This window comes from Lachnoclostridium sp. Marseille-P6806 (genome assembly GCF_900625025.1).
Lineage (GTDB): Bacteria > Bacillota > Clostridia > Lachnospirales > Lachnospiraceae > CAG-791.
Map to the genome: position 1 here is coordinate 23101 of NZ_LR130583.1, position 24353 is coordinate 47453.

General features: G+C 57.5%; 21 protein-coding genes and 2 pseudogenes. 19 read left to right on the forward strand and 4 right to left on the reverse strand.

Features of this window, described 5'->3' with window-relative positions; translation table 11 throughout:
- Window positions 1-32: 32 nt before the first annotated feature.
- A complete protein-coding gene (locus E0E20_RS10725; protein WP_130838198.1) occupies window positions 33-608 on the reverse strand; it encodes a chromate transporter in 576 nt (191 codons plus the stop codon).
- Window positions 605-1243: a chromate transporter gene (locus tag E0E20_RS10730; RefSeq protein ID WP_130838199.1), complete on the reverse strand. Its 639-nt coding sequence runs from the start codon at window positions 1241-1243 to the stop codon at window positions 605-607. The genes E0E20_RS10725 and E0E20_RS10730 overlap by 4 nt, the downstream gene beginning before the upstream one ends.
- A gap of 195 nt (window positions 1244-1438) precedes the next feature.
- Between E0E20_RS10730 and E0E20_RS10735 the strand changes: the two genes are divergently transcribed.
- The 5 genes from E0E20_RS10735 (at window position 1439) to E0E20_RS10755 (ending at window position 7612) form a co-directional block, all read left to right on the forward strand.
- Window positions 1439-2335, forward strand: coding sequence for a LysR family transcriptional regulator (locus E0E20_RS10735; protein ID WP_130838200.1), 897 nt, complete (start codon window positions 1439-1441; stop codon window positions 2333-2335).
- A gap of 24 nt (window positions 2336-2359) precedes the next feature.
- Window positions 2360-3493 (forward strand): anaerobic sulfatase maturase, encoded by a 1134-nt coding sequence (locus E0E20_RS10740; protein WP_130838201.1) that lies wholly within the window; start codon window positions 2360-2362, stop codon window positions 3491-3493.
- A 213-nt stretch (window positions 3494-3706) separates the two neighbouring features.
- Window positions 3707-4249, forward strand: a complete 543-nt coding sequence (locus E0E20_RS10745) for a YbaN family protein (RefSeq protein WP_130838202.1) — start codon at window positions 3707-3709, stop codon at window positions 4247-4249.
- Complete coding sequence (locus E0E20_RS10750; RefSeq protein ID WP_207302862.1) at window positions 4236-5960, forward strand: ABC transporter ATP-binding protein/permease; 1725 nt, start codon at window positions 4236-4238, stop codon at window positions 5958-5960. The genes E0E20_RS10745 and E0E20_RS10750 overlap by 14 nt, the downstream gene beginning before the upstream one ends.
- Window positions 5957-7612 carry an amino acid ABC transporter ATP-binding/permease protein gene (locus tag E0E20_RS10755; protein ID WP_207302863.1) on the forward strand — a complete coding sequence of 552 codons (1656 nt, stop codon included), beginning with the start codon at window positions 5957-5959 and terminating at the stop codon, window positions 7610-7612. The genes E0E20_RS10750 and E0E20_RS10755 overlap by 4 nt, the downstream gene beginning before the upstream one ends.
- Here the strand turns inward: E0E20_RS10755 and E0E20_RS10760 are convergent.
- On the reverse strand, window positions 7587-8255 hold the full coding sequence (locus tag E0E20_RS10760) for a YczE/YyaS/YitT family protein (RefSeq protein ID WP_130838203.1): 669 nt from the start codon (window positions 8253-8255) through the stop codon (window positions 7587-7589). The genes E0E20_RS10755 and E0E20_RS10760 overlap by 26 nt on opposite strands.
- Window positions 8256-8480: 225 nt before the next feature.
- Between E0E20_RS10760 and sdaAB the strand changes: the two genes are divergently transcribed.
- The 14 genes and pseudogenes from sdaAB (at window position 8481) to E0E20_RS10830 (ending at window position 22793) form a co-directional block, all read left to right on the forward strand.
- The gene (sdaAB, locus tag E0E20_RS10765) at window positions 8481-9149 is read left to right on the forward strand and encodes an L-serine ammonia-lyase, iron-sulfur-dependent subunit beta (protein WP_130838204.1); all 669 of its coding nucleotides are present in this window, start codon (window positions 8481-8483) and stop codon (window positions 9147-9149) included.
- Complete coding sequence (sdaAA, locus tag E0E20_RS10770) at window positions 9149-10036, forward strand: L-serine ammonia-lyase, iron-sulfur-dependent, subunit alpha (RefSeq protein ID WP_130838205.1); 888 nt, start codon at window positions 9149-9151, stop codon at window positions 10034-10036. The genes sdaAB and sdaAA overlap by 1 nt, the downstream gene beginning before the upstream one ends.
- A gap of 174 nt (window positions 10037-10210) precedes the next feature.
- Window positions 10211-10969 (forward strand): annotated as a pseudogene (locus tag E0E20_RS10775) (Na/Pi cotransporter family protein); the annotation flags it as partial.
- Window positions 10969-11643, forward strand: a complete 675-nt coding sequence (locus tag E0E20_RS10780; RefSeq protein WP_130838206.1) for a hypothetical protein — start codon at window positions 10969-10971, stop codon at window positions 11641-11643. The pseudogene E0E20_RS10775 and the gene E0E20_RS10780, both read left to right, overlap by 1 nt.
- Window positions 11644-11990: 347 nt before the next feature.
- A pseudogene (locus E0E20_RS14800) lies at window positions 11991-12245 on the forward strand (winged helix-turn-helix domain-containing protein); the annotation flags it as partial.
- A 3-nt stretch (window positions 12246-12248) separates the two neighbouring features.
- On the forward strand, window positions 12249-12470 hold the full coding sequence (locus tag E0E20_RS10790; protein WP_130838208.1) for a hypothetical protein: 222 nt from the start codon (window positions 12249-12251) through the stop codon (window positions 12468-12470).
- Window positions 12471-12591: 121 nt separating this feature from the next.
- Window positions 12592-14148, forward strand: a complete 1557-nt coding sequence (locus tag E0E20_RS10795) for an MBOAT family O-acyltransferase (protein ID WP_130838209.1) — start codon at window positions 12592-12594, stop codon at window positions 14146-14148.
- Window positions 14135-15238, forward strand: coding sequence for a hypothetical protein (locus tag E0E20_RS10800; RefSeq protein ID WP_130838210.1), 1104 nt, complete (start codon window positions 14135-14137; stop codon window positions 15236-15238). The genes E0E20_RS10795 and E0E20_RS10800 overlap by 14 nt, the downstream gene beginning before the upstream one ends.
- A gap of 285 nt (window positions 15239-15523) precedes the next feature.
- Window positions 15524-16888, forward strand: coding sequence for an ABC transporter substrate-binding protein (locus E0E20_RS10805; RefSeq protein WP_130838211.1), 1365 nt, complete (start codon window positions 15524-15526; stop codon window positions 16886-16888).
- A 34-nt stretch (window positions 16889-16922) separates the two neighbouring features.
- Window positions 16923-17834 carry a carbohydrate ABC transporter permease gene (locus tag E0E20_RS10810; protein WP_242622764.1) on the forward strand — a complete coding sequence of 304 codons (912 nt, stop codon included), beginning with the start codon at window positions 16923-16925 and terminating at the stop codon, window positions 17832-17834.
- Window positions 17831-18625, forward strand: coding sequence for a carbohydrate ABC transporter permease (locus tag E0E20_RS10815; RefSeq protein WP_130838212.1), 795 nt, complete (start codon window positions 17831-17833; stop codon window positions 18623-18625). Before E0E20_RS10810 ends, E0E20_RS10815 begins: the two co-directional genes overlap by 4 nt.
- A 3-nt stretch (window positions 18626-18628) precedes the next feature.
- Window positions 18629-20530: a sensor histidine kinase gene (locus tag E0E20_RS10820; protein WP_130838213.1), complete on the forward strand. Its 1902-nt coding sequence runs from the start codon at window positions 18629-18631 to the stop codon at window positions 20528-20530.
- Window positions 20511-22076 (forward strand): ADP-ribosylglycohydrolase family protein, encoded by a 1566-nt coding sequence (locus E0E20_RS10825; protein WP_130838214.1) that lies wholly within the window; start codon window positions 20511-20513, stop codon window positions 22074-22076. Before E0E20_RS10820 ends, E0E20_RS10825 begins: the two co-directional genes overlap by 20 nt.
- Before the next feature lie 9 nt (window positions 22077-22085).
- A complete protein-coding gene (locus E0E20_RS10830; protein ID WP_130838215.1) occupies window positions 22086-22793 on the forward strand; it encodes a response regulator transcription factor in 708 nt (235 codons plus the stop codon).
- Between the two features lie 3 nt (window positions 22794-22796).
- On the opposite strand, the gene E0E20_RS10835 is transcribed toward E0E20_RS10830, so the two are convergent.
- The gene (locus E0E20_RS10835; RefSeq protein ID WP_130838216.1) at window positions 22797-24299 is read right to left on the reverse strand and encodes a response regulator transcription factor; all 1503 of its coding nucleotides are present in this window, start codon (window positions 24297-24299) and stop codon (window positions 22797-22799) included.
- Window positions 24300-24353 lie beyond the last annotated feature (54 nt).

Consider the following 24353-nt stretch of genomic DNA (forward strand, 5'->3'; position numbering starts at 1 on the left):
AGTCTTTATACTATACATAGAATTCAGCTGCCTCACCCTCCCCTCATCACCGTTTGCACAATCAGCTGCGCTGCGCCGCAGCCGGCCATGACCGCGATGGGGTTCACTTTCTTTTTCAGCCGCAGGATGAGCAGCGCGCCGAGGAAGTAGGCGGCCATGAGGGGCTGAAAATTCCCCGGGGCGAAAGAAACCGAGCCGGAGCGGAAAAGCGCGGGGATCAGGATGTTCAGGCCGGCGGAAAAAATCATGGCGACCACGGCGGGGCGGAGCGATTTCAGGATTCCCTGTATCAGGGCGAGCTTTTGGTATTTATTGTAGAGATAAGCTAAGGCGGTGACAAGGAGGCAGGAGGGCAGAATGACGCCGACGGTCGCCGCGAGCGCGCCGGGGATGCCGGCTACCTGATTGCCGGCGAAGGTGGCGGCATTGATGGCGATCGGGCCGGGGGTCATCTCCGCAATCGTGACGAGCGCCGTGAAATCCTCGATGCTGAGCCATGCGTACCGATCGATCACCTGCGATTGGATCAGCGGCATGGCGGCATACCCGCCGCCGAAGCTGAAAGCGCCGATCTGCAGAAAGGCAAAAAACAGCTGCCAGTAAATCATTTCCGTTCTCCTCCGTCTGTCTCTTCTTTTTTCTTCTTTCGTTCACGCAGGATGGTTCTTGCGGCGCCGATTCCGGCGGCAGTCAGGATAATGCAGATGACGTTGACGCCCAGAAAATAATTGGCCGCAAAGGCGGCGATCATCGTGCCGATCAGAATGATATCCCGCGACCTTGCGATGCCGCCCGCCATGTCGAGAACAACCGAGATGATGACGGCCGAGACGCCGGCTTTCATGCCGGACAGGAGGGACTGAATTACAAAATTGCTCCGGAACGCATTGTAAAAGAACGAGACGGCGGTAAGGATCACGAACGGGGGGAGGACGGCGCCGACGACGGAGCACAGAATGCCGGGGACGCCGGCCAGCTTATAGGCGAGGACAATGGCGCCGTTTACGGCGATGGGACCCGGGGAGGACTGGGCGATCGCCACAAGATCCAGCATTTCATCCTCATCCAGCCAGTGGAGCTCATCGACAAATTTTTCTTTCATCAGCGTGATGATGACGTAGCCGCCGCCAAAGGTAAACGCGCTCAGATACAGCGTTGAGAAGAACAGCTTTTTGAGAATCGCGCCTCTGGATTCCGGAAGACCGGGGGCGCGGCCTTTTACGTCTGGGACGGAACCTGCCATGAGAACCTCCATATGGATAGAAAGATGGATAGAAAGTTAAATCGGGAAATGAAATCGAAAAGGGCAATGGATTTACCAGGCGCCCTTGTTATCACTATAAGCTTGAAAACATCCCATGTAAAATTATATATTTTTATATGAGTCATATCGGAAAAGATATATGAAAAAGGATATACGGGTACGGGGGCCGAACGTATGACGATCAGACATATGAAAATATTTGCAGCCGTCTGCCGAAACGGCAATAATCTGAGCCGGGCGGCAAGGGAGCTCTGCACCACGCAGCCGGCGGTGTCCCTCGCCGTTCGTGAGCTGGAAGAGCATTACAGCGTACTGCTTTTTGACCGGATCGGGCGGCGGCTTTTCCTGACGGAGGCGGGGAAGCGGTTTTTGCAGTATGCTGTCCGGGTGCTCGAGCTTCTGGAGGAAATGGAAGCGGGGATGCTGTCATGGAATCAGAGCGGGGTGATACGGATCGGCGGAAGCATCACGACCGGCTATCAGCTCATGCCGGAGCTCGTGGAGGATTTCAGACACGATCATCCGGAGCTTCATATAGAGGTCGTGATTCAGCCATCAAGAATTTTGGGGCGGAAAATCGCGTCGAACGAGCTGGAGCTCGCCATCGTTGAGACGCCGTCGATCGAGGGCGCGGAAGAAATGCTGGTCAGGGAGGAGCTGTTTCAGAGTACGCTGGTTCCCGTCGCGCCGCCGGTCGGGAAGTATGCCGGCCGGGAAATGTATACGGCGGCCGAGTTTGCGGCCCTTCCCTTTCTCTTAAGAGAAAAGGGGAGCGGGACGCGTCATATTTTCGACAGCGTCATGTTTTCCGCGGGCTATGAAATCCATCCTGTCTGGGAATCGGAGAGTTCCATGGCGCTGATCAACGCGGTCAGGAGAGGCGTCGGCGTCACGGTGCTGCCGGTGAGCCTTGCGGAGGCCCCGCTGCAAAGGGGCGAGATCATAAGGATTTACCCGGAGGGGCTCGTGTTTTTGCAGAAATTCTATCTTATTTATCATAAGGATAAAGTAATTACCGGAGTTCTGCGCGATTTTGCGGATGTCCTGAAAGAGAAGACGAAAGCCCTGTGAGGAAGAGAGGAAAAATTTGCTGCCATGCCTGCCATCAGCGTTTTAATCAAACCGGTCTCGGGGGCCTGCAACCTGCACTGCGATTACTGCTTTTACTGCGATGAGATGAATAAAAGGCAGCAGGGCTCCTATGGGCGGATGACAAAAGAAACCCTGAGAAACGTCATCAAGCGCACGCTGATGCGCGCGGAGGGTACCTATTCGCTGGCATTTCAGGGCGGGGAGCCGACCTTGTCCGGGCTCGATTTTTTTCGGAGCGCGGTCGAATATGTCGGGAAATACAACCGCAATCATGCGGAAATTCATCTTGCGCTGCAGACCAACGGCTATGCGGTGGATGAGGAGTGGTGCCGCTTTTTTGCAGAACATCATTTTCTGCTCGGCGTCTCGGTCGACGGTCTGCCGGAAATTCACAACAAATACCGGCACGCGGGCGACGGAGGAGATACGTACCGGCACGCGGTGCGCGCGGCCCGGCACATGGAGGAAGCGGGCGTCGACTACAACATCCTGACGGTGGTGCACAGAGAGACGGCGGAGCATATCCGCGAAATTTATGAGGCGTACCGGGCAAACGGCTGGCACTATCAGCAATACATCAGCTGTCTGGACCCGCTGAACGAGGAGAGAGGCAGGCGGGAATATTCTCTCCTCCCGGATCAGTACGGACGGTTTCTGATCGAACTTTTCGAGCTGTGGTACGGGGATTTTCTGAAGCAGCAGGAGCCGTACATCCGGCAGTTCGACAATTACATCATGCTTCTTCTGGGCAGGATGCCGGAGGCCTGCGAGCAGCGGGGAAGCTGCGGCATCCAGTATGTGGTGGAGGCGGACGGAAGCGTCTATCCCTGTGATTTTTATGCGCTGGATGAATACCGTCTCGGGAATTTCAATGAAGACTTCCTTCCCGCCATCGGCGCAAGAAGAGAGGAGATCGGTTTTTTAAGAAGATCCTCCGTTCTCCCGCAGGAATGTCTCGGCTGCCGGTGGCGGCATCTGTGCCGCTGCGGCTGTTACAGAAACCGGACAGAGGGGCCGGGGGGCGCGGCCGGGCCCAATTATTTCTGTAAGGGATATCAGATGTTTTTTGAGGCTTGCGGAGAGCGGCTGTATCACGCAGCCGAAACCGTGCGGGAACGGCTGCGGCTGCGCGGGTAATTCCGGCGGCATCTGTGCCGCATATCCATTGTAATCTCCTGCCGTTCTTTTTCCCGGTCATGTCATTATTCTTTATAAAAATACGCAAACTCCTTGAAGCGCGGAGCATTTCGTGACATGCTGTTAGGGGCAAATAACCAAATGCCTGCCTGCCCGCCTGTACAGCCTCAGGCTGCACGCGGGCAGCAGGAGACGACAGGACAGAGAAGCGATATGAAACAGGAACAGTACAGGAATCATGAAAAAAACAGGAGCGGACCCTCTGCAGGGAATGCTCCTCAAAAAAGCAGAGCCCGGGGCGGCCGCGCCGTCCTGATCATTCCGGGCATCCTCTGCACGGCGCTGGGCGCTTTGGGGGCGGCACTGCCGATACTGCCGGCGACGCCCTTTCTTCTTGCCGCAGCATTCTGCTTTGCGAGAAGCTCGGAAAGGCTCAGCCGGTGGCTCTGCTCTACCAAACTGTATCAGAGCCATCTCGAGACGGTGCGCTGCGGAGAGGGGATGACCCGGTCCGCGAAAATCCATATTCTGGCGGCGGTGACGGCGGTCATGGGGCTGTCGGAATTCTTCATGCTGCGGGCGTATCTTGTGAAAGGCTCGCAGGGCGCGCGGATCGGCGGCATTGTCATGGCGGTCGTGTGGGCGGCGCACGTCGTCGCATTCGGCTTTGTCATGAAGACCTGCCCGGAGGAGCGGGCGGAGGAAATCGCGCGGGAGCGCAGGATAAAGGGGGAAACAGCGCATGATGCTGAATAAGCGGCTTCTTGGTCTGGTGCCGGAGGCCATGAAGTATATCATCCAAAAGGTCATTCTGAGCTGGGCGAGCCTCGTCGCCGGCATTGTGCTGTGGTTTTCCGTCGGCAGCCAGCTCCAGAGCCTGAAAGACGGGGGCGGACTGCTCCCCGCTGTATTTATCACGGCGTTGCTGTGCATTGCTGTCCGCTTCGCGCTGACGCGCCTCGTCGCCGGCGCGTCGCACCGCGCCGCAGCCTGCGTGAAAGCAAGAATGCGCGGCGGCATCTACGACAAGCTTCGCAGGCTCGGCGGAGACTATACGGACAGCTTTCCCACGGCGGAGGTCGTGCAGCTTGCGGGAGAGGGCGTGGAGCAGCTCGAGAGCTGCTTTGCCAATTATATCCCGCAGTTTTTCTTCGCCATGCTTGCGCCCCTGACGCTCCTGCTTGTGTTTCTGCCGCTTTCGCCGCTCACGGGGATCGTGCTGTTTCTCTGCGTGCCGCTGATTCCGATGACCATCGTAAAGGTTCAGCGCTTTGCAAAGCGGCTTCTTGCAAAATACTGGGACGCCTACGCGAATCTGAGCGACAGCTTTCTCGAAAATCTGCAGGGGCTCACGACGCTTAAGGTATATGGCGCGGATGCGCAGAGGCACAGGGATATGAACGCGGAGGCGGAGCACTTCCGCAGGGTTACGATGAAAGTGCTGACCATGCAGCTCAATTCCGTTGCGGTCATGGATTTCGTCGCCTACGGCGGAAGCGCGGCGGGCTGCATCCTCACGGCGCGGGAGTATCTGCGCGGCGGCGTGAGCTTCGGGCAGGCGTTCGCAATGGTGATGCTCTCGGCGGAGTTCTTTCTCGCTATGCGCGCGCTGGGAAGCTATTTCCATACCGCCATGAACGGCGTGGCGGCCTCGGAACGGATGTTCCGGCTCATGGATCTGCCGGAGCGGAAGAACGGCGCGGAGACGGCGGAGAACGGAGACATTGCGGCACGTCATCTGTCATTTTCGTATGACGGGGAAAAGCAGGTCCTGAAAGACCTCTGCTTCACCGTTCCCCGGGGCTCCCTCTTTGCGGTGGCGGGAGAGTCCGGCTGCGGCAAATCCACACTGGGCCTCATCCTCTCCGGCATCCGGACCGGCTATGAGGGGAGCGCCGCGATCGGCGGAACAGAGCTGAAAAACGCCTCGGCAGAGAGCCTGCGCAGGCTCATTACCGTCGTGTCCGACGGCAGCTATCTTTTTGCCGGAACGGTGCGGGACTGCCTGCGGGAGGGAAAAGAGGACGCCTCCGACGAGGAGATGATCGAGGCGCTGCAAAAGGTCGCGCTGTGGGACTTTGTCAGGGCGCAGGGCGGCCTCGGCTTTCTTCTCGGGGACCGCGCCGAAAATCTCTCGGGCGGTCAGAGACAGCGGCTCGCTCTCGCACGGGCGCTCTTGAAAGACAGTCCGGTGTATCTCTTCGACGAGGCGACGTCGAATATCGACGCGGAGAGCGAGGCCGCCATCATGGAGGCGGTTTACGCCATGAAAGGAAAGCACACCGTTCTTCTTATCTCGCATCGTCTCGCCAATATCACCGGCTTTGACACGATCGCCTATCTCGAGCGCGGGGAGCTGAGAGAGCTGGGAACGCATGCGGAGCTGACGGCGCGAAACGGCGGCTATGCCGCCTTATACAAGGCGCAGGCGGCCTTGGAGCAGTTCGGAAAGAGGGAGGCGGTATGAAGCGGAGAAGCGGAATAAAAATTATGGGCGGACTGATCCGGCTTCTTACGCCGCTCCTCCATGTGATGCTGGCCTGCATTACGCTCGGCACGCTGGGATATCTCTGCGCGATCTTTATTACGGTGCTGGCCGCGCATCTTCTTCTTTCGGCGGCGGGCGTCTCGCCGTGGAGACTCAGTTTCGCCGCAGCGGTGGTTATCATGATCCTTATTGCGGCCGCGCGGGCGGGGCTCCGCTACGGCGAGCAGACCTGCGGGCATTACATTGCGTTCCGTCTGCTGGCGGTCATACGGGACAGGGTATTCGGCGCGCTCCGAACGCTTGCCCCCGCAAAGCTCGAGGGCAGGGGCCGCGGCGATCTCATTGCGGTGATCACCGGCGACATCGAGCTTCTCGAGGTGTTTTACGCGCATACGATCGCGCCGGTGTGCATCGCCGCCGTCGTCTCTCTCGTCATGACGCTGCTGATCGGCGCCTTTCATCCGCTGCTCGGGCTGCTTGCCGCGGTGAGCTATGCGATGATCGGCATCGCCGTGCCGCTGATGACAAGCAGAATGGGACGCGCCCGGGGAATGGAGGCGAGGGCGCGGCTGGGCGGTCTGAACAACGTGTTTCTGGAGAGTCTCCGGGGGATCCGCGAGGTGCTGCAGTTTTCTCAGGGGCAGAAGAAAGCGGAGGAGATCAGGGAAAAAACCGCGGCGCTTAATGAAGTGCAGGCGGGAATCAGAAGACATGAGAGCGCGGCGGCCTCGTGGTCCGGCGCGCTGGTGCAGCTTCTTCCGCTCTGCATGCTGGGAGCGGGAATGACGCTGCGGGTCGGCTTTCCCGCTGTGGTGATGACGACGGTGATGCTATCCGCATCCTTCGGCCCCGTGCTGGCGCTGGCCAATCTCAGTGCCGCCATGGACGCGACGCTGGCGGCCGGGGAGCGCGTGCTTTCGCTTCTGGAGGAGGAGCCGGAGACGCCGGATGTCACAGACGGCGAGAGGCCGGATTTCACCGGCGCGTCCGTGCAGAGCCTTACGTTTGCCTATGACAGGGAGACGATTCTCCATGATCTCAGCGCGGACTTCCGAAGAGGCGAGATCGTTGCCGTCACGGGCCGGAGCGGCAGCGGCAAGAGCACGCTGCTGAAGCTCCTGATGCGCTTCTGGAGAGCGCCGGGAGGCAGCGTGAAGATCTCCGGTACCGACGTGGGCCGGATCGACACGGCGCACCTGCGGACGCTGGAGAGCTATATGACGCAGGACACCGATTTATTTAATGTCAGCATCCGCGACAATATCCGCATCGGGAAGCCGGACGCCACGGACAGAGAAGTGGAGGAGGCGGCAAAAAAGGCCAGCATCCATGACTTTATCCGGACGCTGCCCCGCGGCTACGAGACAAGGGCCGGCGAGCTCGGCGATGTCCTTTCCAGCGGCGAAAAGCAGCGCATCGGTCTGGCCCGCGCATTTCTGCACGACGCGCCGTTTCTGCTGCTCGATGAACCGACCAGCAATCTGGACAGCCTGAACGAGGGCATCATTCTCAAAGCGCTGCGGAACGAGGCGGAGGAATCCGGCCGCACGGTGGTTCTGGTGTCGCACCGCAGGAGCACCCTCTCCGTTGCGGACAGGGGGTATGCTATTGAGAGCGGGCGCCTTTGCTGACGGGGGCCTCGCTTTTTCTTACCAGCTTCCTTGAAAAATGCAGATCAAAAAAGTGGATGAACGGGCCGAAGCCGAATGCGGAGAAGAGCGTGCCGAGGCCGACAATGCCGCCGAAGAGAAAGCACAGGAGGGCGCAGACCGCGTCGGTCGCGAGACGGCACCAGAAGTAGGGCAGCCTGTGCTGCCGTTCACCGATGATCATCGAAAGCGCGTCGTAGGGCGCGACGCCGAGGTCAGCCGTCTGGTAGAGCGACAGACCGAACGCGACGGAAAGCACGCCTCCGGCCATGATGACAAGCCGGAGAAGAAAGCTCTGCGGCGCGCCGAACTGCAGGAAAAATTCATAGAAAAACGTGACGATATATCCCAGCAGGAACGCGTTGAGCACAGTGCCGAGGCCCAGGAGATGCCGCCCCAGCCAGAGCTGGAACGCGAACAGAAAAAGGTTGACGATAATCTGCAGGAGCGGGTAAGGGATCCCGAGCACCTCGGCTATCGCCATGTTCATTCCGTCAAAGGGCGGGCTTCCGAGACGCGAGAGCTTGAACACGCCGACGCCGAGGCCGACAAAGAGGTTGCCGACAAGGGTCATGGCGATCCGGAGTCTGCCGGCATTCTGAAAATAAGCGATGATTTTGTTCATGTCATGATTCCTCGGCGCGGTATATGTGAAAAACACGCGGATGCGCTGATTTTTTGCACTGCGGTCTGTGTCGGAGCACGTGCCGCTTTCCGGCGCGGCCGCGGGCGGCCTGTACAGCAATTTCTATTTACGGACTTTATCATAATTTATGTCCGCTGAAAACAGCACGCGACAGGAAAATAGTATAATAGTTGGAAACATATTTAGGAGACGGGATCACAGGCGATGGATGCACTGGATATGATCGGACCGATTATGATCGGGCCCTCAAGCTCTCACACGGCGGGGGCCGTGCGGCTCGGCTGCACGGCAAGGCTCCTTTTGCAGGAGGAGCCGGCAGAGGCGGATATTACGCTGTATAATTCGTTTGCGGATACCGGGCGGGGGCACGGCACCGACCGGGCGATTGTGGCGGGACTTCTCGGGGTGCAGCCGGATGACACGGGGATTCCGGACAGCTTCGAGACCGCGCGGGAGCGAGGCCTGCAGGACCGCTTTCAATGCGCGAGAGACCCGGAGTATCACCCCAACACGGCCCGAATTTCCCTCGTCGGCAGCCGGGGAGGGCGGATGGAGCTTCTGGGCGCCTCGGTCGGGGGCGGGAGCATCTGTGTGAGAGCGCTGGACGGCCTCGAGACGGCGCTCGGCAACGAGCTGGAAACGCTGGTCGTCATGCACCGGGATCAGGTGGGCGTCATTCTCGAGCTGGCGGGGATATTGTCCGAGCATGGAATCAATATCGCGGCATTCCGCACCTCGCGAAGCGGAAGAGGGGAGAAGGCCGTGACCGTGATCGAGGTGGACGGTGAAATCCCCGGGAGCTGCATGGAGCGGCTGTGCCGGGCCGCCGGGGTAAGGCGCTGCGTCCGGCTGCCGAAGAGGGGGGACTTCTGATGGAAGAGATTCGATACACTTCGCTCTGCCAGCTCGCGGAGCTGGCAGAGCGGGAGGAGACGCGGATCAGTGATATTGTGCTCCGGCAGCAGGCGGCAGAATCCGGCCGGAGCAGAGATGAGCTGCTTGAGGGGATGCGCCTGCGCTATGCGGTTATGCGCGAGTCGGCGGCGGAGGGCTGCCGCTGCGGGGATCTGTCGTCCAGCGGCCTCTCCGGCGGCGATGCCGTCCGGATGCGGAAGCATGCGGAGCGGACGGCGTCGCTTCTGGGCGCGGGAGGAAGAAAGGTTCTGATGCGCGCGCTTGCCGTCTCGGAGCAGAACGCAAGAATGGGACGCATCTGCGCCGCGCCGACGGCGGGCGCGGCGGGGATTCTTCCGGCGGTTCTTTTAAGCGCCGAGGAGGAATTTGAGATCCCGGAAATGCAGATTCTGGAATCCATGTTCACGGCCTCCGCGATCGGGATGGTGATCGCGACCGTGTCCAGCGTATCCGGAGCGATGGGAGGCTGTCAGGCGGAGTGCGGGAGCGCCTCGGCGATGGCGGCCGGCGCGCTGACAGAGCTCATGGAAGGAAGTCCTCGGCAGGTTCTGCACGCGGTTTCCTTTGCGATCAAAAGTGTGCTGGGGCTGGTCTGCGATCCGGTCGCCGGTCTTGTCGAGGTGCCCTGTGTCAAGCGCAACGGCATTCTGGCGGTGGAGGCGCTTGCCGCCGCGGAGATGGCGCTGGCCGGTATCGAAAGCCGGATCCCTGCGGACGAGGTTGTTGAAGCCATGAAAGCCGTCGGAGACATGATTCCGGGAGCTCTTCGGGAGACGGCGGCGGGAGGATTGGCGGCGACCCGGACGGCGGCCGGCTATAAGGAGAAGAACCTCTGGCAGGGATGAGGGGAGAGCCGGACAGAACGGCGAGGCGAGAGGAATTTACATGGATTTTACACAGCTTTAACATTTTTTTGCTATCGGGACGGCGCCCGGCTCCATTAGGATGATAGTTGCAGAAAATGGATCAATGCGGCGATTACAGAGCTTGGGGCGGGCGTCCCGGAACGGAGATCATCCATGACAATTCGTGAAACCATCACAGTGCTGTTCGGTCTGTTCGGCGGGCTCGCGCTGTTTCTGTTCGGGATGAACAGTATGAGTGAGGCGCTTCAGAAAGCGGCGGGCGAGAAGATGCGGGCCATCCTCGGCTTCCTCACCAGAAATCCGATCATGGGGGCGCTGGCCGGCGCGCTGGTCACGGCGATTCTCCAGTCGGGCTCCGCTACGACGGTGATGGCGATCGGCTTTGTCAGCGCGGGGCTCATGGGACTGCCGCAGGCGATTTCCGTGATCTTCGGCGCCAATATCGGAACCACCATGACGGCGCAGCTCATTGCCTTTGACATTTCCAATTATATTTACCCGATTATTTTCATCGGTTTTCTTATTCATTTCGTCTCGAAGAATGAAAAAATCAAAAACATCGGCATGGTTATTTTCTCATTCGGTCTGCTGTTCGAGGGAATTGAAATCATGGGCAGCGTCATGAAGCCGCTCGCCGTGAGCCCTGTCTTTACGGAGCTGATGGCGAAGGTGTCGGATATCCCGGTTTTCGGCGTCCTGCTGGGACTCGGTATGACGCTTGTCGTGCAGTCGAGCTCCGCGACCATCGCGGTGCTGCAGAGCTTTGCGTCGCAGGCGGGGCCGGACGGCGTGACGAGTGTCATCGGTCTTACCGGCGCGATTCCGATTCTTCTCGGCGACAATATCGGCACAACGATCACGGCGCTCCTCGCTTCGATCGGACAGAGCCGGGATGCCAAGCGGACCGCCATATGGTCGCGCAGCCTGCCGCGGCGCTGTATCTGGTCTCGGAGGAGATCGAGAATCTGACCAAGGTCGCGTCGAAGCTCTTTCCTCTGCTGACGGAGGAGGTGCGCGGGAACGCCGTGCTTCAGAGTGTGTCGGGGCCCCGCGGAAAGAAGATGGTAAACGCCTTTGATTCCGCCTATGAAAATGCAAAGAGCATTCAGACGGGACTCATCAACTACATCTCTGAGATGTTTTCAAGCGGTTCTCTCTCGCAGGAGCAGTCAGAGGAGGCGGCGGGGTACCTCGCGGTCGTGAACGACGTGGACCGCGTGTCGGAGCGATGTCGGGAGATCGCCGCGTCTGCGCGGACGGTCATAGCCGGCGGGCAGAGCTTTTCCAGAGATGCCGTTGACGAGATCAAGGGGTGTATCGACGTTTGCTCCGATATGTTTGCGCAGGCGTTCGGGCTGATGTATAAAGGTTCAACGGTCGATCCGGCGGCCATCATGAAGTCCAAGCGGAAAATGCGCAAGGCGGTAAAGCAGTTCGGCAAGGCGCATCTCGCGCGGGTCAAGGCGGGGAAATGCGCGGAGAGCATGACCGGCGTCTATGCCGGGATTCTCTACAATCTCGACCGTATCAGTGATAACTGCGTCAGTGTTGCCGAGGAGGCGCTGAACGACGTAAATTTTGCATGATTCCTGCGGACATGCAGGGCATTGCGGCGTTTCCGGGGGCTGCCGCCAGCGCGCGGTGCGGCGGCGTGTATAAAGAGAATCTGTGAGCGTGCTTCGGGGCGGGTGGCGCTATGATTTATTACGTGGAAGATGACAATAATATCCGGGATCTTGTGGTGTACACGCTGGAAAGCACCGGTCTTCCGGCAAAAGGCTTTCCGGAGCGCACCGCAGAACGGCTTTCGGAACGGGCGTCGGAACGCGGCGCAGAGAGCGCTGCGGAGCGGAAGTCGGAGCGCGTGCCGGGACGGGTGCTTTCGCCCGATGAATTTCTTTCCGTCGGCGCGATCACGATGGACAGTCTGCGCCATATTGTCACCGCGGGGGGAGAAGAGGTTCCGCTGACGCTGAAAGAATACGAATTTCTCCGCAAGCTCATGCTGAATCCGGAGATCGTGCTCTCCCGCGATCAGATTCTTGCCGACGTCTGGGGCTATGAATTTGACGGGGAGACACGGACGGTGGACGTCCATGTGCGGACGCTCCGCCAGAAGCTCGGTGCGGCCGGGAGCCAGATTGAGACGATACGGGGGGGCGGCTACCGCATCCGGAGCAGGGAGTGAGTATTGCGCAGAAAAATTCAGAAAAGCATGATCGTCATCACCATGGCGGCCCTGATGGTGGCATACGCCATCCTGCTGGTCTTTGAATACCGGCAGGTGCGGGATATCGCCATGGGGAGGCTGACGGACGAGGCGGAGTATATCGCTGAAATTAATCATGCGCAGATCATGGTGAGGAGCCGTCTCGGGGAGGGTACGCAGATGGAGATCGCGTTCGAGAGCTGAATCCGAAGCCTAATTCTGCTATACTGTTCACGTGACGAAAGAAACCCCTCTGACGGCGGCGTATGGCGTTTTTGCCGCTGCTGCGGGCAGGCATTCGCCCGGAAAGTGAACAGAAATTTTCATGGAGTTTTATTCTCTCGCGTTTGCGGCATTTCTTGCGCTTAGTCTTTTCTGCTATTATACGATTTTCCGGGGGCACCAGTGGCAGTGCCTCCTTGTCGTGTCGCTGCTGTTTTACCTCTGGATCGGCAGAGCTCAGCTTCTTTACGTTCTGGCGACGGCGCTTTCCGTCTGGGGCGCGGGCCTTGCAATGGAGCGGACGGCCTCTCGGCGGGGCGCGCTTCATGAGGACAGAAAAACGGCAAAGCGTCGTGTGCGGCGCAGGAAGCGGCTCCTCCTCGGCACGGGGCTTGCTCTTAATCTGGGGGTCCTTGCCGCCCTGAAATACCGGAACGTCTTCGTTCCCGGGGAGGGGCTGCTGCTCCCGCTCGGCATTTCTTTTTATACGTTCCAGTCACTCTCCTATCTCATTGATATTTATAACGAAAAATATGAAGCGGAGCGCAGCTTTTTGCGTTTCCTGCTGTTTGTGTCATGGTTCCCGCAGCTTCTGCAGGGACCGATCAACCGCTATGACCGTCTCCGGCCGCAGTTTTTCGGGGAGCGGCACCGCATAAGCCGGGAGCAGGCGGGCCGTGCGGCGCTGCTCATTCTGTTCGGGTTTATGAAAAAATATGCGGTGGCGGACATGCTCAGCCCGAACATTTCCGTTATTTTTGACGGGGGCATTTCTGCGGTGGAGGGGCTCCCGGGCTCGGTGATCGCGTTCGGGATTCTTCTCTACTCGGCGCAGCAGTACTGTGATTTTTCCGGCGGCATCGACATGGTGCTCGGGATCTCCTCCCTGTTCGGCATCGACATGATGCAGAACTTCCGGCAGCCCTATTTTGCCGTTTCGCTGGGAGATTTCTGGCGGCGCTGGCACATTTCGCTGGGGGCGTGGATGCGGGACTATGTGTTCTATCCGTTTGCACTGCTCCGGCCGATGCAGCGCTTCGGGAAGTGGGCGTCGAAGCATTTGGGCCGTCATGCGGGGCGAGCGCTGCCGGCGGCCGTGGCCAATCTCGTGGTGTTTTTTCTCGTGGGGATCTGGCACGGTGCGGAGCTGCATTATATTCTCTGGGGCCTCTACAACGGCGCGGTGATCGCGCTGAGCGACCTTCTTGCACCCGGCTTTGCCCGGCTGGCGGGATTCTTGAGGCTCCGCACAAAGTCGCGGGGCTTTCACGTGTTCCGTGTGCTGCGCACGTTTTTTATCGTGAATATCGGGTGGTATTTTGACCGGATCGGGGACGTGCCGACCGCGCTTGTGTGCCTGCGCAACACATTTCTGCGCTTCCGTGCCGGGAGCTTTGGCTGGGGCTTCGGCAATACGGTGCTGAACCAGACCGGGACAACGCCCGCCTATGCGCTGGGGGCGCTGGCGGTCGCGGGGGCGGTGCTGGTACCGGTGGCCCTGTGCAGCGTGCTCCGGGAGCGGGGTGTCGATGTCTGCGGTCGTCTGCTTGAGGGCCCGGCGCTTCTTCGCTGGTCGGTCTGCGGCGTAATGCTGTTTCTGACGCTGGGATCCTTTATGTTTGTTCAGAATGCGGGAGGCTTCCTGTATGCGAATTTCTGAGGAAAAAAACAGAGAGAGCGGCGCGGAAGGAAAGCGCGGGGCCGGGAAAAAGCGGCATGCCGCCGCGCTGTGCTTTCTTTTGGCCTTTCTTCTCCTGAATCGGTTTCTGTCCTTTGCGCTGGAGCCCTTTCACGGTTCCAGCGAGGAGATGTGGAGAGGGTTTCGTGCAAAGCCGGAGCTCACCATGGTGTATGCGGGCTCCTCGCAGTGCATTGCGGGAATCGATCCCTCCGTGATCGACGGGAAGCTCGGTTCAGTATCTTATAATATGGGGACAAATATGCAGTCCTTTCGCAATTCGCGGACGGCGATCGAGGCGGCAGCCGCCCGGTATTCCATTCGGTGCGCCGTTCTGGTGCTGGACGATGAGCTGCTTGGGACGGAGCGTTATGAAAATTTCCGGGCGGAGGCAAGCTTTGCCCGGGGAAAAGCCGTGACGGCGGGATTTCCGGAGCGCATCGCGGGGGACGCGGCGTTTGTCACGGACCCGACCTTTGCGGGGAAGCCGATCTCGCTGAATTATTTTTTTCCATGGGTGTATAACCGGAGCATGGACGTGCGTCGGAATATAAAGGAAAAGCTGGCGGGGCGGCCGCTCTCCGAAGAGGGACGCCGGGACGCGAACGGTTATGTGCATACGGAGGAGGTCATGGTGCCGGACGCACATTATGTCACGCCGGAGGACGCGGCGGAGTGGGACAGGGGGCATTCGCTTGAGGAGCTGCGGCTCCTTCCCGGGAACCGCAGGGAGCTCCGGCGGATCGCGGCATTCTGCAGGGAGCGGGGGATTCGGCTGGTCGCGGTCTGCCCGCCCTATCCGAATTATCTCACGGTCTATACGGCGAAGAGCTATGCAGCCATGCAGGAGGAGCTCGGGGCGTTGTTCGCGGAGTACGGTTTCCCGTACTATAATTTCAATTTGGTGAAGCCGGAATATTATGTGAGCGAGCTCTCGCATTATCAGGATAACGGCCATATGAACTCCGCCGGTGCCGCCGCATTCTCCGCTTTTCTGGCAGAGCTGCTGGAGAGGGAGGATGCAAAGGAGATGTTTCATGCGTTGACGGTGGCGGAGAGCGGCGGAGCATAAACCGGCAGAGTATGAAGAAACATATGCAAAAACGGGCAGAGACGAAAGGAAACCGCGTCTCTGCCCGTTTTTGCATAAAATGACGGAAATTTCGGCCGCAAGATGAAAGAAGGAAGGGATAATAAATATAAAGAATGGATACATTTATATAAAACATGAGCATATTTCACGGAATGCAAAACAAGTAAACTTATAAGTGATAGGATTGTGCTGCATTTTGTGGCAGCACATACCATAGGAGCTTATACAGTAAAAACAATTGTGTTTTCAAAAAGGGAGGGAATTATGAAAAAACGGTATGTTTGTTCCTTTATTGCTGTATCGGCAGCTGCAGCGCTGTTTGCGGGCTGCGGGACGGCCTCCCCGGGGACAGAGGCCGGGACGCCGGAGACGACCTCGGAGCAGGCGGTCCCGGAGCAGGGGGCTTCGGAAAAGACCGTGATCCGGTTTCAGACGTGGAATCCCGGAGAGGGGGATCCGGCAAAGGATCTCGAAGCGGCGTTTGAAGAGGCGCATCCGGACATCGACGTACAGTTTGTGTACATGCCATATACCGATCATGTGGAGAAGCTGAAAGTTGATCTGGCGGCAGGGGACGCGGCGGATGTCTACGGCGTCCAGACCGGCGCCATGTATAAGGAATTTCGCGACTTTGAGGAGGACCTCACGCCGTATATGCAGAAAGAATACGGAGAGGACTGGACATCGGCCTTTAATGAATATGCCATGACGCTGCTGAAAGCAGAGGACGGGAAGTATTACGGCCTGCCTCTGGGGCTGACCTATTCCGGAACGGCATGGGCGAATATGAAGATCATGGACAAATACGGCCTTGGCGTACCCGCGAGCTACGATGATCTGCTGAAAGCGTCTGCCGTGCTTCGCGAGAACGGGGAATATCCTCTGGCTATCGGCGCAAAGGACGACTGGATCAACATTGATACGTTCTTCAACATTGCAACAGACATCAACAGCGAAAAATTCTACGCGGCCCTTGAGGGGCAGGCCTCCTTTACGGATCCGGAGATTGTGCAGGCGCTGCAGATCTGGCAGAGCTGCTTCACGGAGGGGATTTTTCAGGACGGAGCGCTGGGTGTCGGAATGTACAACGATACCACGGACATGTATCAGAAAGAGGGCTCCATTCCCATGATTCTGAACGGCTCATGGGCGTGCGGCGCGTTCACGGAAAAGGATGAACAGACATACGCGGTCTATAACAGCGAGGATTCTCATCATGAGGTATTTCTGATCGACTGGAACGGCGATGGAAAGCGTGCTCCGGTCGGAGAAGCGGTCGATGTTTCTCTCGCCATCAATTCCCAGTCGCCGAATAAGGATGCCGCATGGAGCTTTGTCGACTGGATGATTCATGACGGAGCAGAAATTCTGGTGAACAAATATCTTGCGTATTGCCCGGCGAGAACGGATATGAAGCTGAATGTAGAGGGTCTCAGCGAGAACGGGCAGGCCTGCCTTGACTATATTGTGGAGAACGGAGCGACGAATGTGGCCGGTTATCGCGAGATGGCGTATCCCGAGCTCAAGGAGGAGATACAGACCGAATTAAAAGAGCTCGCCATCGGCGATATCACGCCGGAGGCCGCGGCAGAGGCTATCGAGGCGGCATCCAGGGCGCAGGAAAGATAAAAAAGAACGCGGTGTACAGGAGAGGAAAGTGGTTATGAAGAAACGTGAATCTGCGGGGAAAAGAATGGAAACACTGACAAACTATCTGTTTATCCTCCCGCTTCTCATTCTTTTTCTGACCTTTTTTGCTTATCCGATCCTGTACAATTTTATCATCAGCTTCTATGACTGGAACGGGATCAGCGTCACAAAGAGCTTTGCCGGGCTGGCGAATTACCGGACGGTGATGAGCGACAGGGTCATGAAAGCCGTCCTGAAAAATTTTGTGATCATTGCGCTGGGAACGACCCTGCCGCAGGCGTTTTTCGGAATCATTTTCGCGTCCTTTTTCCGACGGCATATCCGGTTTGCGGGATTTTACAGGATCGCCTTTTATCTTCCGGCCATCTGCACGGTGACGATTGTCGGCAATGTCTTTTCCAAAATATTTGAGACGAACCGCGGCTATCTGAACGTCATGCTCAGGTCCGCGCATCTGGATTTTCTGTGTCAGCCGTGGCTGGCGGCGCCGCATACGGCGCTGCTCTGCATTCTTTTCGTCAATATCTGGCAGTGGACGGGATACAGCATGCTGATGTATTATGCCGGCATGCTGAACATCCCGGACGACCTGTATGAGGCCGCTGCGATCGACGGTGCCGGCCCGGTGCAGCAGTTCCGGCACATCACCTTTCCCCTGCTTCGCGGGACGCACTATACGCTGGTGATACTCGGAGTGCTCGGCGCGCTGAAATGCTTCGATCTTCCGTATGTTCTCACGGACGGCGGGCCGGCGCATGCCACGGAAACATTTTCCACGTACATTTACACGAAGTCCTTCAACACCTTTAAGCAGGGACAGGCCTCCGCGATTGTGGTGCTGATGTTTATGATCGCGATGGCAATTACGGTAATTCAGCTGAAGATGTATTATAAAGAGGACAGAGACAAGGAGCTGGCGGAATGAAAAATTCATTGCTTTATCGGTGTCTGGCTCAGCTTGTCTGCATACCGGCGCTTGTGGTTTTTCTGTATCCGCTCGCGCTCATGATACAGAAATCGTTCGGAGTAAACGGCATCGCAAATTACAGGCTGGTTTTTGACTACTATGATCTGCGGCCGAATTTCGCAACCAGCCTGATTGTCGTGGGCGGCACCCTGGTGGTCATGGCGGCCGTGGTATCCATGGCGGCGTATGCCTTTTCCAAGCTGCAGTTTCCGTTTAAGAAAGGAATCTATTACCTGCTCCTGACGGCGATGATGATTCCTACCTCGGCGGTCATTTTCCCGCTGTATCAGATTGTGAGAGTATTTCGGCTGAACAACACCGGATTTTCCCTGATTTTTCCATACGCGACCGGGAGCTGCTGCTTTAATCTCATGTTTTTGAAAAACTATTATGATGCGCTCCCGAATGAACTGCTCGATTCGGCCCGGATCGACGGCGCCGGGAAATGGAAAACATTTCTTCTGATTATGCTTCCCATTGCAAAGCCGGGGCTGGTGTTTGCACTGATGCAGACGTTCCTGTCCTCGTGGAATGAGCTGCAGATGGGCATGATTTTCATCAATGACACGTCCAGACAGCCGCTCTCCGTGGTGCCGCTGCGTTTTGCGCAGACGACGTCCGCGACCGGCTTCACGGTGAACCACCTGTTTGCGGCATGTATCATATGCCTGCTTCCCATCGGTATTTTTTATGTATTTGCTTCACGCTATATGGTAGAGGGGCTGACGCAGGGGGCGGTCAAGGGCTGATGAATGAGAGCGCGCTTCGGACATAAAAAGCAGAGCATCGTCCATAAGGTATGCAGAGGAAATACGCTGGTTTTTCTGGCGGTATCGCTCCTTACGCTGATTATCACGCTGACCGAAAATGTCCTGTACCATGCGCAGAAAGACATTCATTCCATGGATATTTACAATTCCAACGCGATCAGCTCCATGGACAATATGCTGAAGGATATGGGACGGATTTCCTTGATATGTTTTTCGGATCAGCGGACGCAGGAGGCGCTGACAGAGAGCGGGCATTACGATTACAGACAGCGCCTCGCGCTGCAGGACTATCTGGACAGCATGTATGTGAATCTGATTTCGATCAGGGGTGATGTCAAGGGCGTCTATATTTTTGATGCGGACAAGCTGATTTTCATGCACGATCAGGCAGGCCCCGGAGCAAGAAAGGGCACGGACGAGTCAGCCTTTCTTTCCCATATTGTCGAGATTCAGGATCGGGGCAGGCAGATATCGGGATGCCGGATGTATGTGGGGACGCTGCCGGACTTCCGAATATACAGCGATATTTATGCAAAGGATCTGTATTATCGGAACAATATTTATCTGGTCCGGCCGATCCGGCGCTTTTCTCCGCTCAGTACCGTGGGATATATTGCGCTGCGCGCGCCGGTCGGCCGGGTGCGCCGGATTATGGAGGAGAGGCTTGAGGAGGGAACATCCTATATTCTGTTTGACGAATTCGGGTATGTCGTATGCAGCAGCGATGCAGGGCTGATCGGAGTCGTCTTTCCGGAGAAAGAGCGTCTCCTGCGCTCCGGACTTTCCGGGGAGAGCGGCAGCCATATTGTGAAGTATAACGGCAGCTTCCAGCTGGTCGCAGGCTATGTTTCCGATTACAGCGGCATGTCTCTGATCACCATGAAGCCTGTCGGCCTCGTGGTCAGAGAGCTGTTGCCGGCCGCGGGCATCAGCTTCCTGATCAGTCTTCTGATTTTTGTGATGGCGACCGTCAGCACTTTTCTGGTGACACGGAATCATCTGAAAAGGGTTTCTGATTTTGTCGCCGAGATGGGGAATTTCTCGCAGGAGAGTCTGACGAGGCATTACCGGATAGACAGGGATGACGAGGTCGGGACGCTGCAGCGCGCCTACAACCGAATGGTCGATCTGATCAACCATCTGATCGAGACGGAATATGAGGAAAAGGCCCGCATGCAGGAGGCGGAGATATCCGAGCAGAGAATGGCGATGGAATATCTGAAAAATCAGATCAATCCCCATTTCCTCTACAATACACTGGATATGATTCAGATATGCGCCTCCCTGAACGGCGATGCCAAGGTGGCGGACATGCTGCAGCAGATGGTCAAGTTTTACCGTCTCGGCACCAGAGTGGACAGGGATCTGGTCTCTGTCGATCAGGAGCTGCAGATGCTCCGCGCGTACATGAAGCTGATGATGTACCGCTATCCGGAGCTGAAGTTTGAGACGGAAATCGACAGCGATCTGCAAAACATCGAGGTGCCGAGCTTTATTTTGCAGCCGCTGGTGGAAAACAGCCTGCTGCATGGTCTGAAAGACCGGCATTATCAGGGGACGATCCGTCTTCGTGTTTATGCGGTTTATGAGGAGAGCTGCGATCTTCGGATCGTCATTGCGGACGACGGAACCGGCGTGTCAGAGGACAAACTGCGGGAGATGAACGGATGGAACGACGGGGATGTTGTGTACCGAAAGGAGCAGGTGGTAAACAGCAGGGATATGCATATCGGGATACGGAACGTCATAGCAAGACTGCAGTTATATTACGGCAAAGAGAGCAGAGTGCTCTTTGAAAACCGCCCGGAGGGCGGCCTGACAGTGACGCTGTATATGAAGTTGTTCAATCGCAGGAGGAAAACGTATGAAAACGCTGGATTTTGAAACCTACAAGGATAAGGTCAGGGGCTGCTGGGTCGGGAAAAATATCGGGGGCGTGCTCGGCGCGCCGTTCGAGGGCCTGCGGCAGATGAATCATGTGGATTTCTATACGCAGGATCTGACCATGGGGCCTCCGCCGAATGATGATCTGGATCTTCAGATCGTATGGCTGGCGGCCGTGGAGCGCTATGGGCGCAATGTGAACGCGTCTGTTCTGGGCGAGTACTGGCTGTCCTTTGTCATCCCCAACTGGGTGGAGTACGGGACCGGCAAGGCAAATCTGCGCGCCGGTCTTCAGCCGCCGCTTTCGGGTCTGATCGACAACACCTACAAGGACAGCTGCGGCTGTTTTATCCGCTCAGAGCTCTGGGCGTGCCTGGCGCCGGGACAGCCTGAAATCGCGGCAAAATATGCCTATGAGGACGGGATCGTCGATCATGAGGGGGAGGGCGTTTATGGAGAAATGTTCTGCGCGGCGCTGCAGAGCGCGGCGTTTGTCGAGTCGGATCAGAGAAAGCTGATTGAGATCGGCCTCTCTTACATACCGGAGACCTCTGCCATGGCAAGGGGAATCCGCAAGGCCTGCGAGTGCTATGACGGCGGGCTGTCCGTTCCGGAGGCAAGAGAACAGATTCACAATGAGGTTCCGGGAACGTTCGGCGTACAGTCGACTCGCCTCAGTGAAATCAGCCGGGAGGGGGAGAATGCCGGCCTTGCGGTCGGAGCGCCCGGCTTTGATGCGGCGGAGAACGTCGCGTTTACGATGGCGGGATGGCTGTACGGCGAGGGTGATTTCGGGAGAAGCCTCTGCATTGCCGTCAGCTTTGGCGAAGATACGGACTGTACTGCGGCAACGCTCGGCGCGCTGATGGGGATCATTGCGGGGGAAACCGGTCTTCCCGAGCGGTGGAAAGCGCCCCTTGACGACAAAATCGCAACGCTGTGCATCGATAAGACGAGCCGCGGCATCTGGGTCCCCGAGACGGCATCGGAGCTGACGGAGCGGGTCATCCGCACCATGCCGGCGTTTCTGGGGCAGGAGCTGGTCGATATTTTTGCGGAGGGCGGCATGACGATTCTCTGCCGGGACGGAGACGAGCTGCTTTGCAGGGACGCGGGGGACTATCTGCCTCATATCAACGGGAACGGCAAGAGTGAGGAGCTCTCCGTGCGGGAGCTTGCCGTGCTGTCGCCGTATATCGTGCGGTATTCATTCCCGGCATTCCGGATGAGCGTGGATTATGACGGCTCTGTCTGTTACCGCTATGGCGAACCCCGGAAAGTGCGGGTGACGGTTCGGAACTCGGCGTCCATGAGACAGCAGCAGTGGGCGAAAATCACCTGTTATATGCCGGCCGGCGTGGAGATGCTTTCCGGAAAATCCGTGGAGCTTCCGCTGAATAATCTGTATCAGTCAAAGGCAGAGGCGGAATTTGAATTTCTGACAGATCAGTATCAGGGAGCCAGACTGGAGTTCGTGATCGACGTTTCCATAGAGGGGAGACATTCCTCCGGCGCGGTTAAGGTGACGATGATGAGAGAGCGGTGATCGGAGACGATGAGACACCGAAAGGTACTTCTGGTGGATGATGAAAAAATAGTTCTGGAGGGCTTCCGGAGGCTGGTTGCATGGGACCGGTATGGCTGTGAGGTGGTCGGCGAGGCGATGGATGGCCGCGAGGCCGTCATGAAAGCAAAGCAGCTAAGTCCCGATCTCATTGTCATGGACATCAATCTGCCGGTAATGAACGGCATTGACTGTGTCAGGGCCATACAGGATGGCGGAAGCGCGGCGCAGTTCATTATGGTGACGGGCTATGACTCCATCAATTACTGTCAGGAGGCGCTGCGCCTGCGCGTGTATGACTACATTCTGAAGCCGATTGATTTTGAGGAATTTTCCGAGGTGCTCTCGAAGCTTGGGGGCGCCGGGGGGCAGGGCGGTTCATACAGCAGCATGGAGCAGATTCTGCAGTGGATCGACCGGCATCTGGGGGAGGAGGTCAGCCTGAACAGACTGTCGCACGAATGTCATCTGAATTCCAGCTATATCAGTCAGCTCTTCCGCAAGGAAATGGGTATCAATTTTCAGACGTATCTGACGCGTTCCCGCGTCCGGCGGGCAGAGAAGCTGCTGATGGAAACGGAGCACAGCGTGACGGAGATTTCGGGGATGGTCGGTTTTCATGACTACCGGGCGTTCATCCGGATGTTCCGCAATGAGACGGGAGAAACGCCGGCGGTTTTCCGGAAGAACAGGAGCTGAGCCTCAGGGGAGCTCCCGGTCGATATAGTCGCTGGGACAGAGGCCGGTGCAGCTCCGGAATATACGGCTGAAATAAAACTGATCATGATACCCGACCATGGCGGCGATATCCTTGATGAGAAGCTGCGGATCGCTGTCCATCAGCGCCCTTGCCTGCTCCATCCGCACGGAGGTGAGGTACTGACTGTAAGAGCAGCCGGTGTACTTGCGGAACAGTCTCGACAGATAGGTCTGCGAGATGGCAAAGTGATCGGCGATCAGCGGCAGAGTGAGGTCTTTGCTGAGATTTTTCCGGATAAAACTTTTTACTCCGGAAAAATATTCTTCGGAATCGATCTTGGGCGGGAGGCACTGATCGCAGGAGCAGAAGAAGATGGGGGAGAGATTTTCCCACAGCATTTCCATGGACACGGAGTCATAAAACGCTCTCCCCAGCATGGCCTCGCATTCCCAGAGCGATGTCGCGTCGTGCGTTTCCTGGCGGATCAGGCTATACAGCTGCTCGGAGGCGGCCTCGACGAGAAGCTGCGGCCGTTCCTCGGTCTCCCAGCGCGCGTACATGCGGCGGAGCTTTTCTCTCAGCAGCTCGGTCTGTCGGGTTTCCAGGAGCTGCTGCACGTTCGGGAGTTCGCCCAGCATTCCGGATATTTCGTCCTGGCAGGGCGGACTCAGTTTCGGTCTGGTTTTTGTCAGATCGACGGAGCGGCTGCGCCCGATGGTCAGGACGGCGTTCAGGGCCGCGTAGAGCTCCTGCGTCTTTTCGCGGATGGCCGCGGCGGGGAAAGGCGCGGAGCAGTACACCGCGGTCAGATATCCGTCCCCGGCCGGCCAGCTTTGACGGACGCGGTCGATATACCGGTGCATAGGAAGATCTCCGAGAATCTCTTCGGGAATTAAGAACAATTCCTCCTGTTCATCTCTTCCGTATACGGAATACAGCTCGTCGATACTTTCAAAAACCTCGCGGGATTTCAGACTGGCATGCCGGTTGGGAAGTCCGTTCCGTCGGATGATGCCGCAGAAGTAGTTCTTATACGGAAAATAGCGCGCAAGCTCCTGCTCTGTCGTGGTTTCTCCGAGGCAGAGGCTGCGCAGGATCCGGTTGCGTGTGTCGTAATGAAGCTGCTTTAACTGCTTCCGGACGCGCTGCATGGCTGCGGTCAGAGCGGAGGGCACGACCGGCTTGGCGATGTAATCCAGCACGCCGCTCTGTATTGCGCTGCGCATATATTCAAAATTCTGGTAGCCGCTGATGATGACGAAGCGGATCTCCGGAAGAATATCCTTTATTTTCTGCGCAAGCTCCGTGCCCTCCATCAGCGGCATGGAGATATCGGTGATGACAAGATCCGGAAGATGCTTCCGGATTTTTTTATAGGCGTCCTCCCCGTCGCAGGCGGTGGCGACGACTTCAAACTCCGGGCAGCTTTTCTGCAGGATCAGACAGATGGCCTTTACGGCGGCCGGCTCGTCGTCTGCGACAAGAACCTTGAATGCTGCAATCATAGTGTTCGCTCCTGTTGTGTGTTGTGATGAAAATCTGTGTCTATGAATGTAACA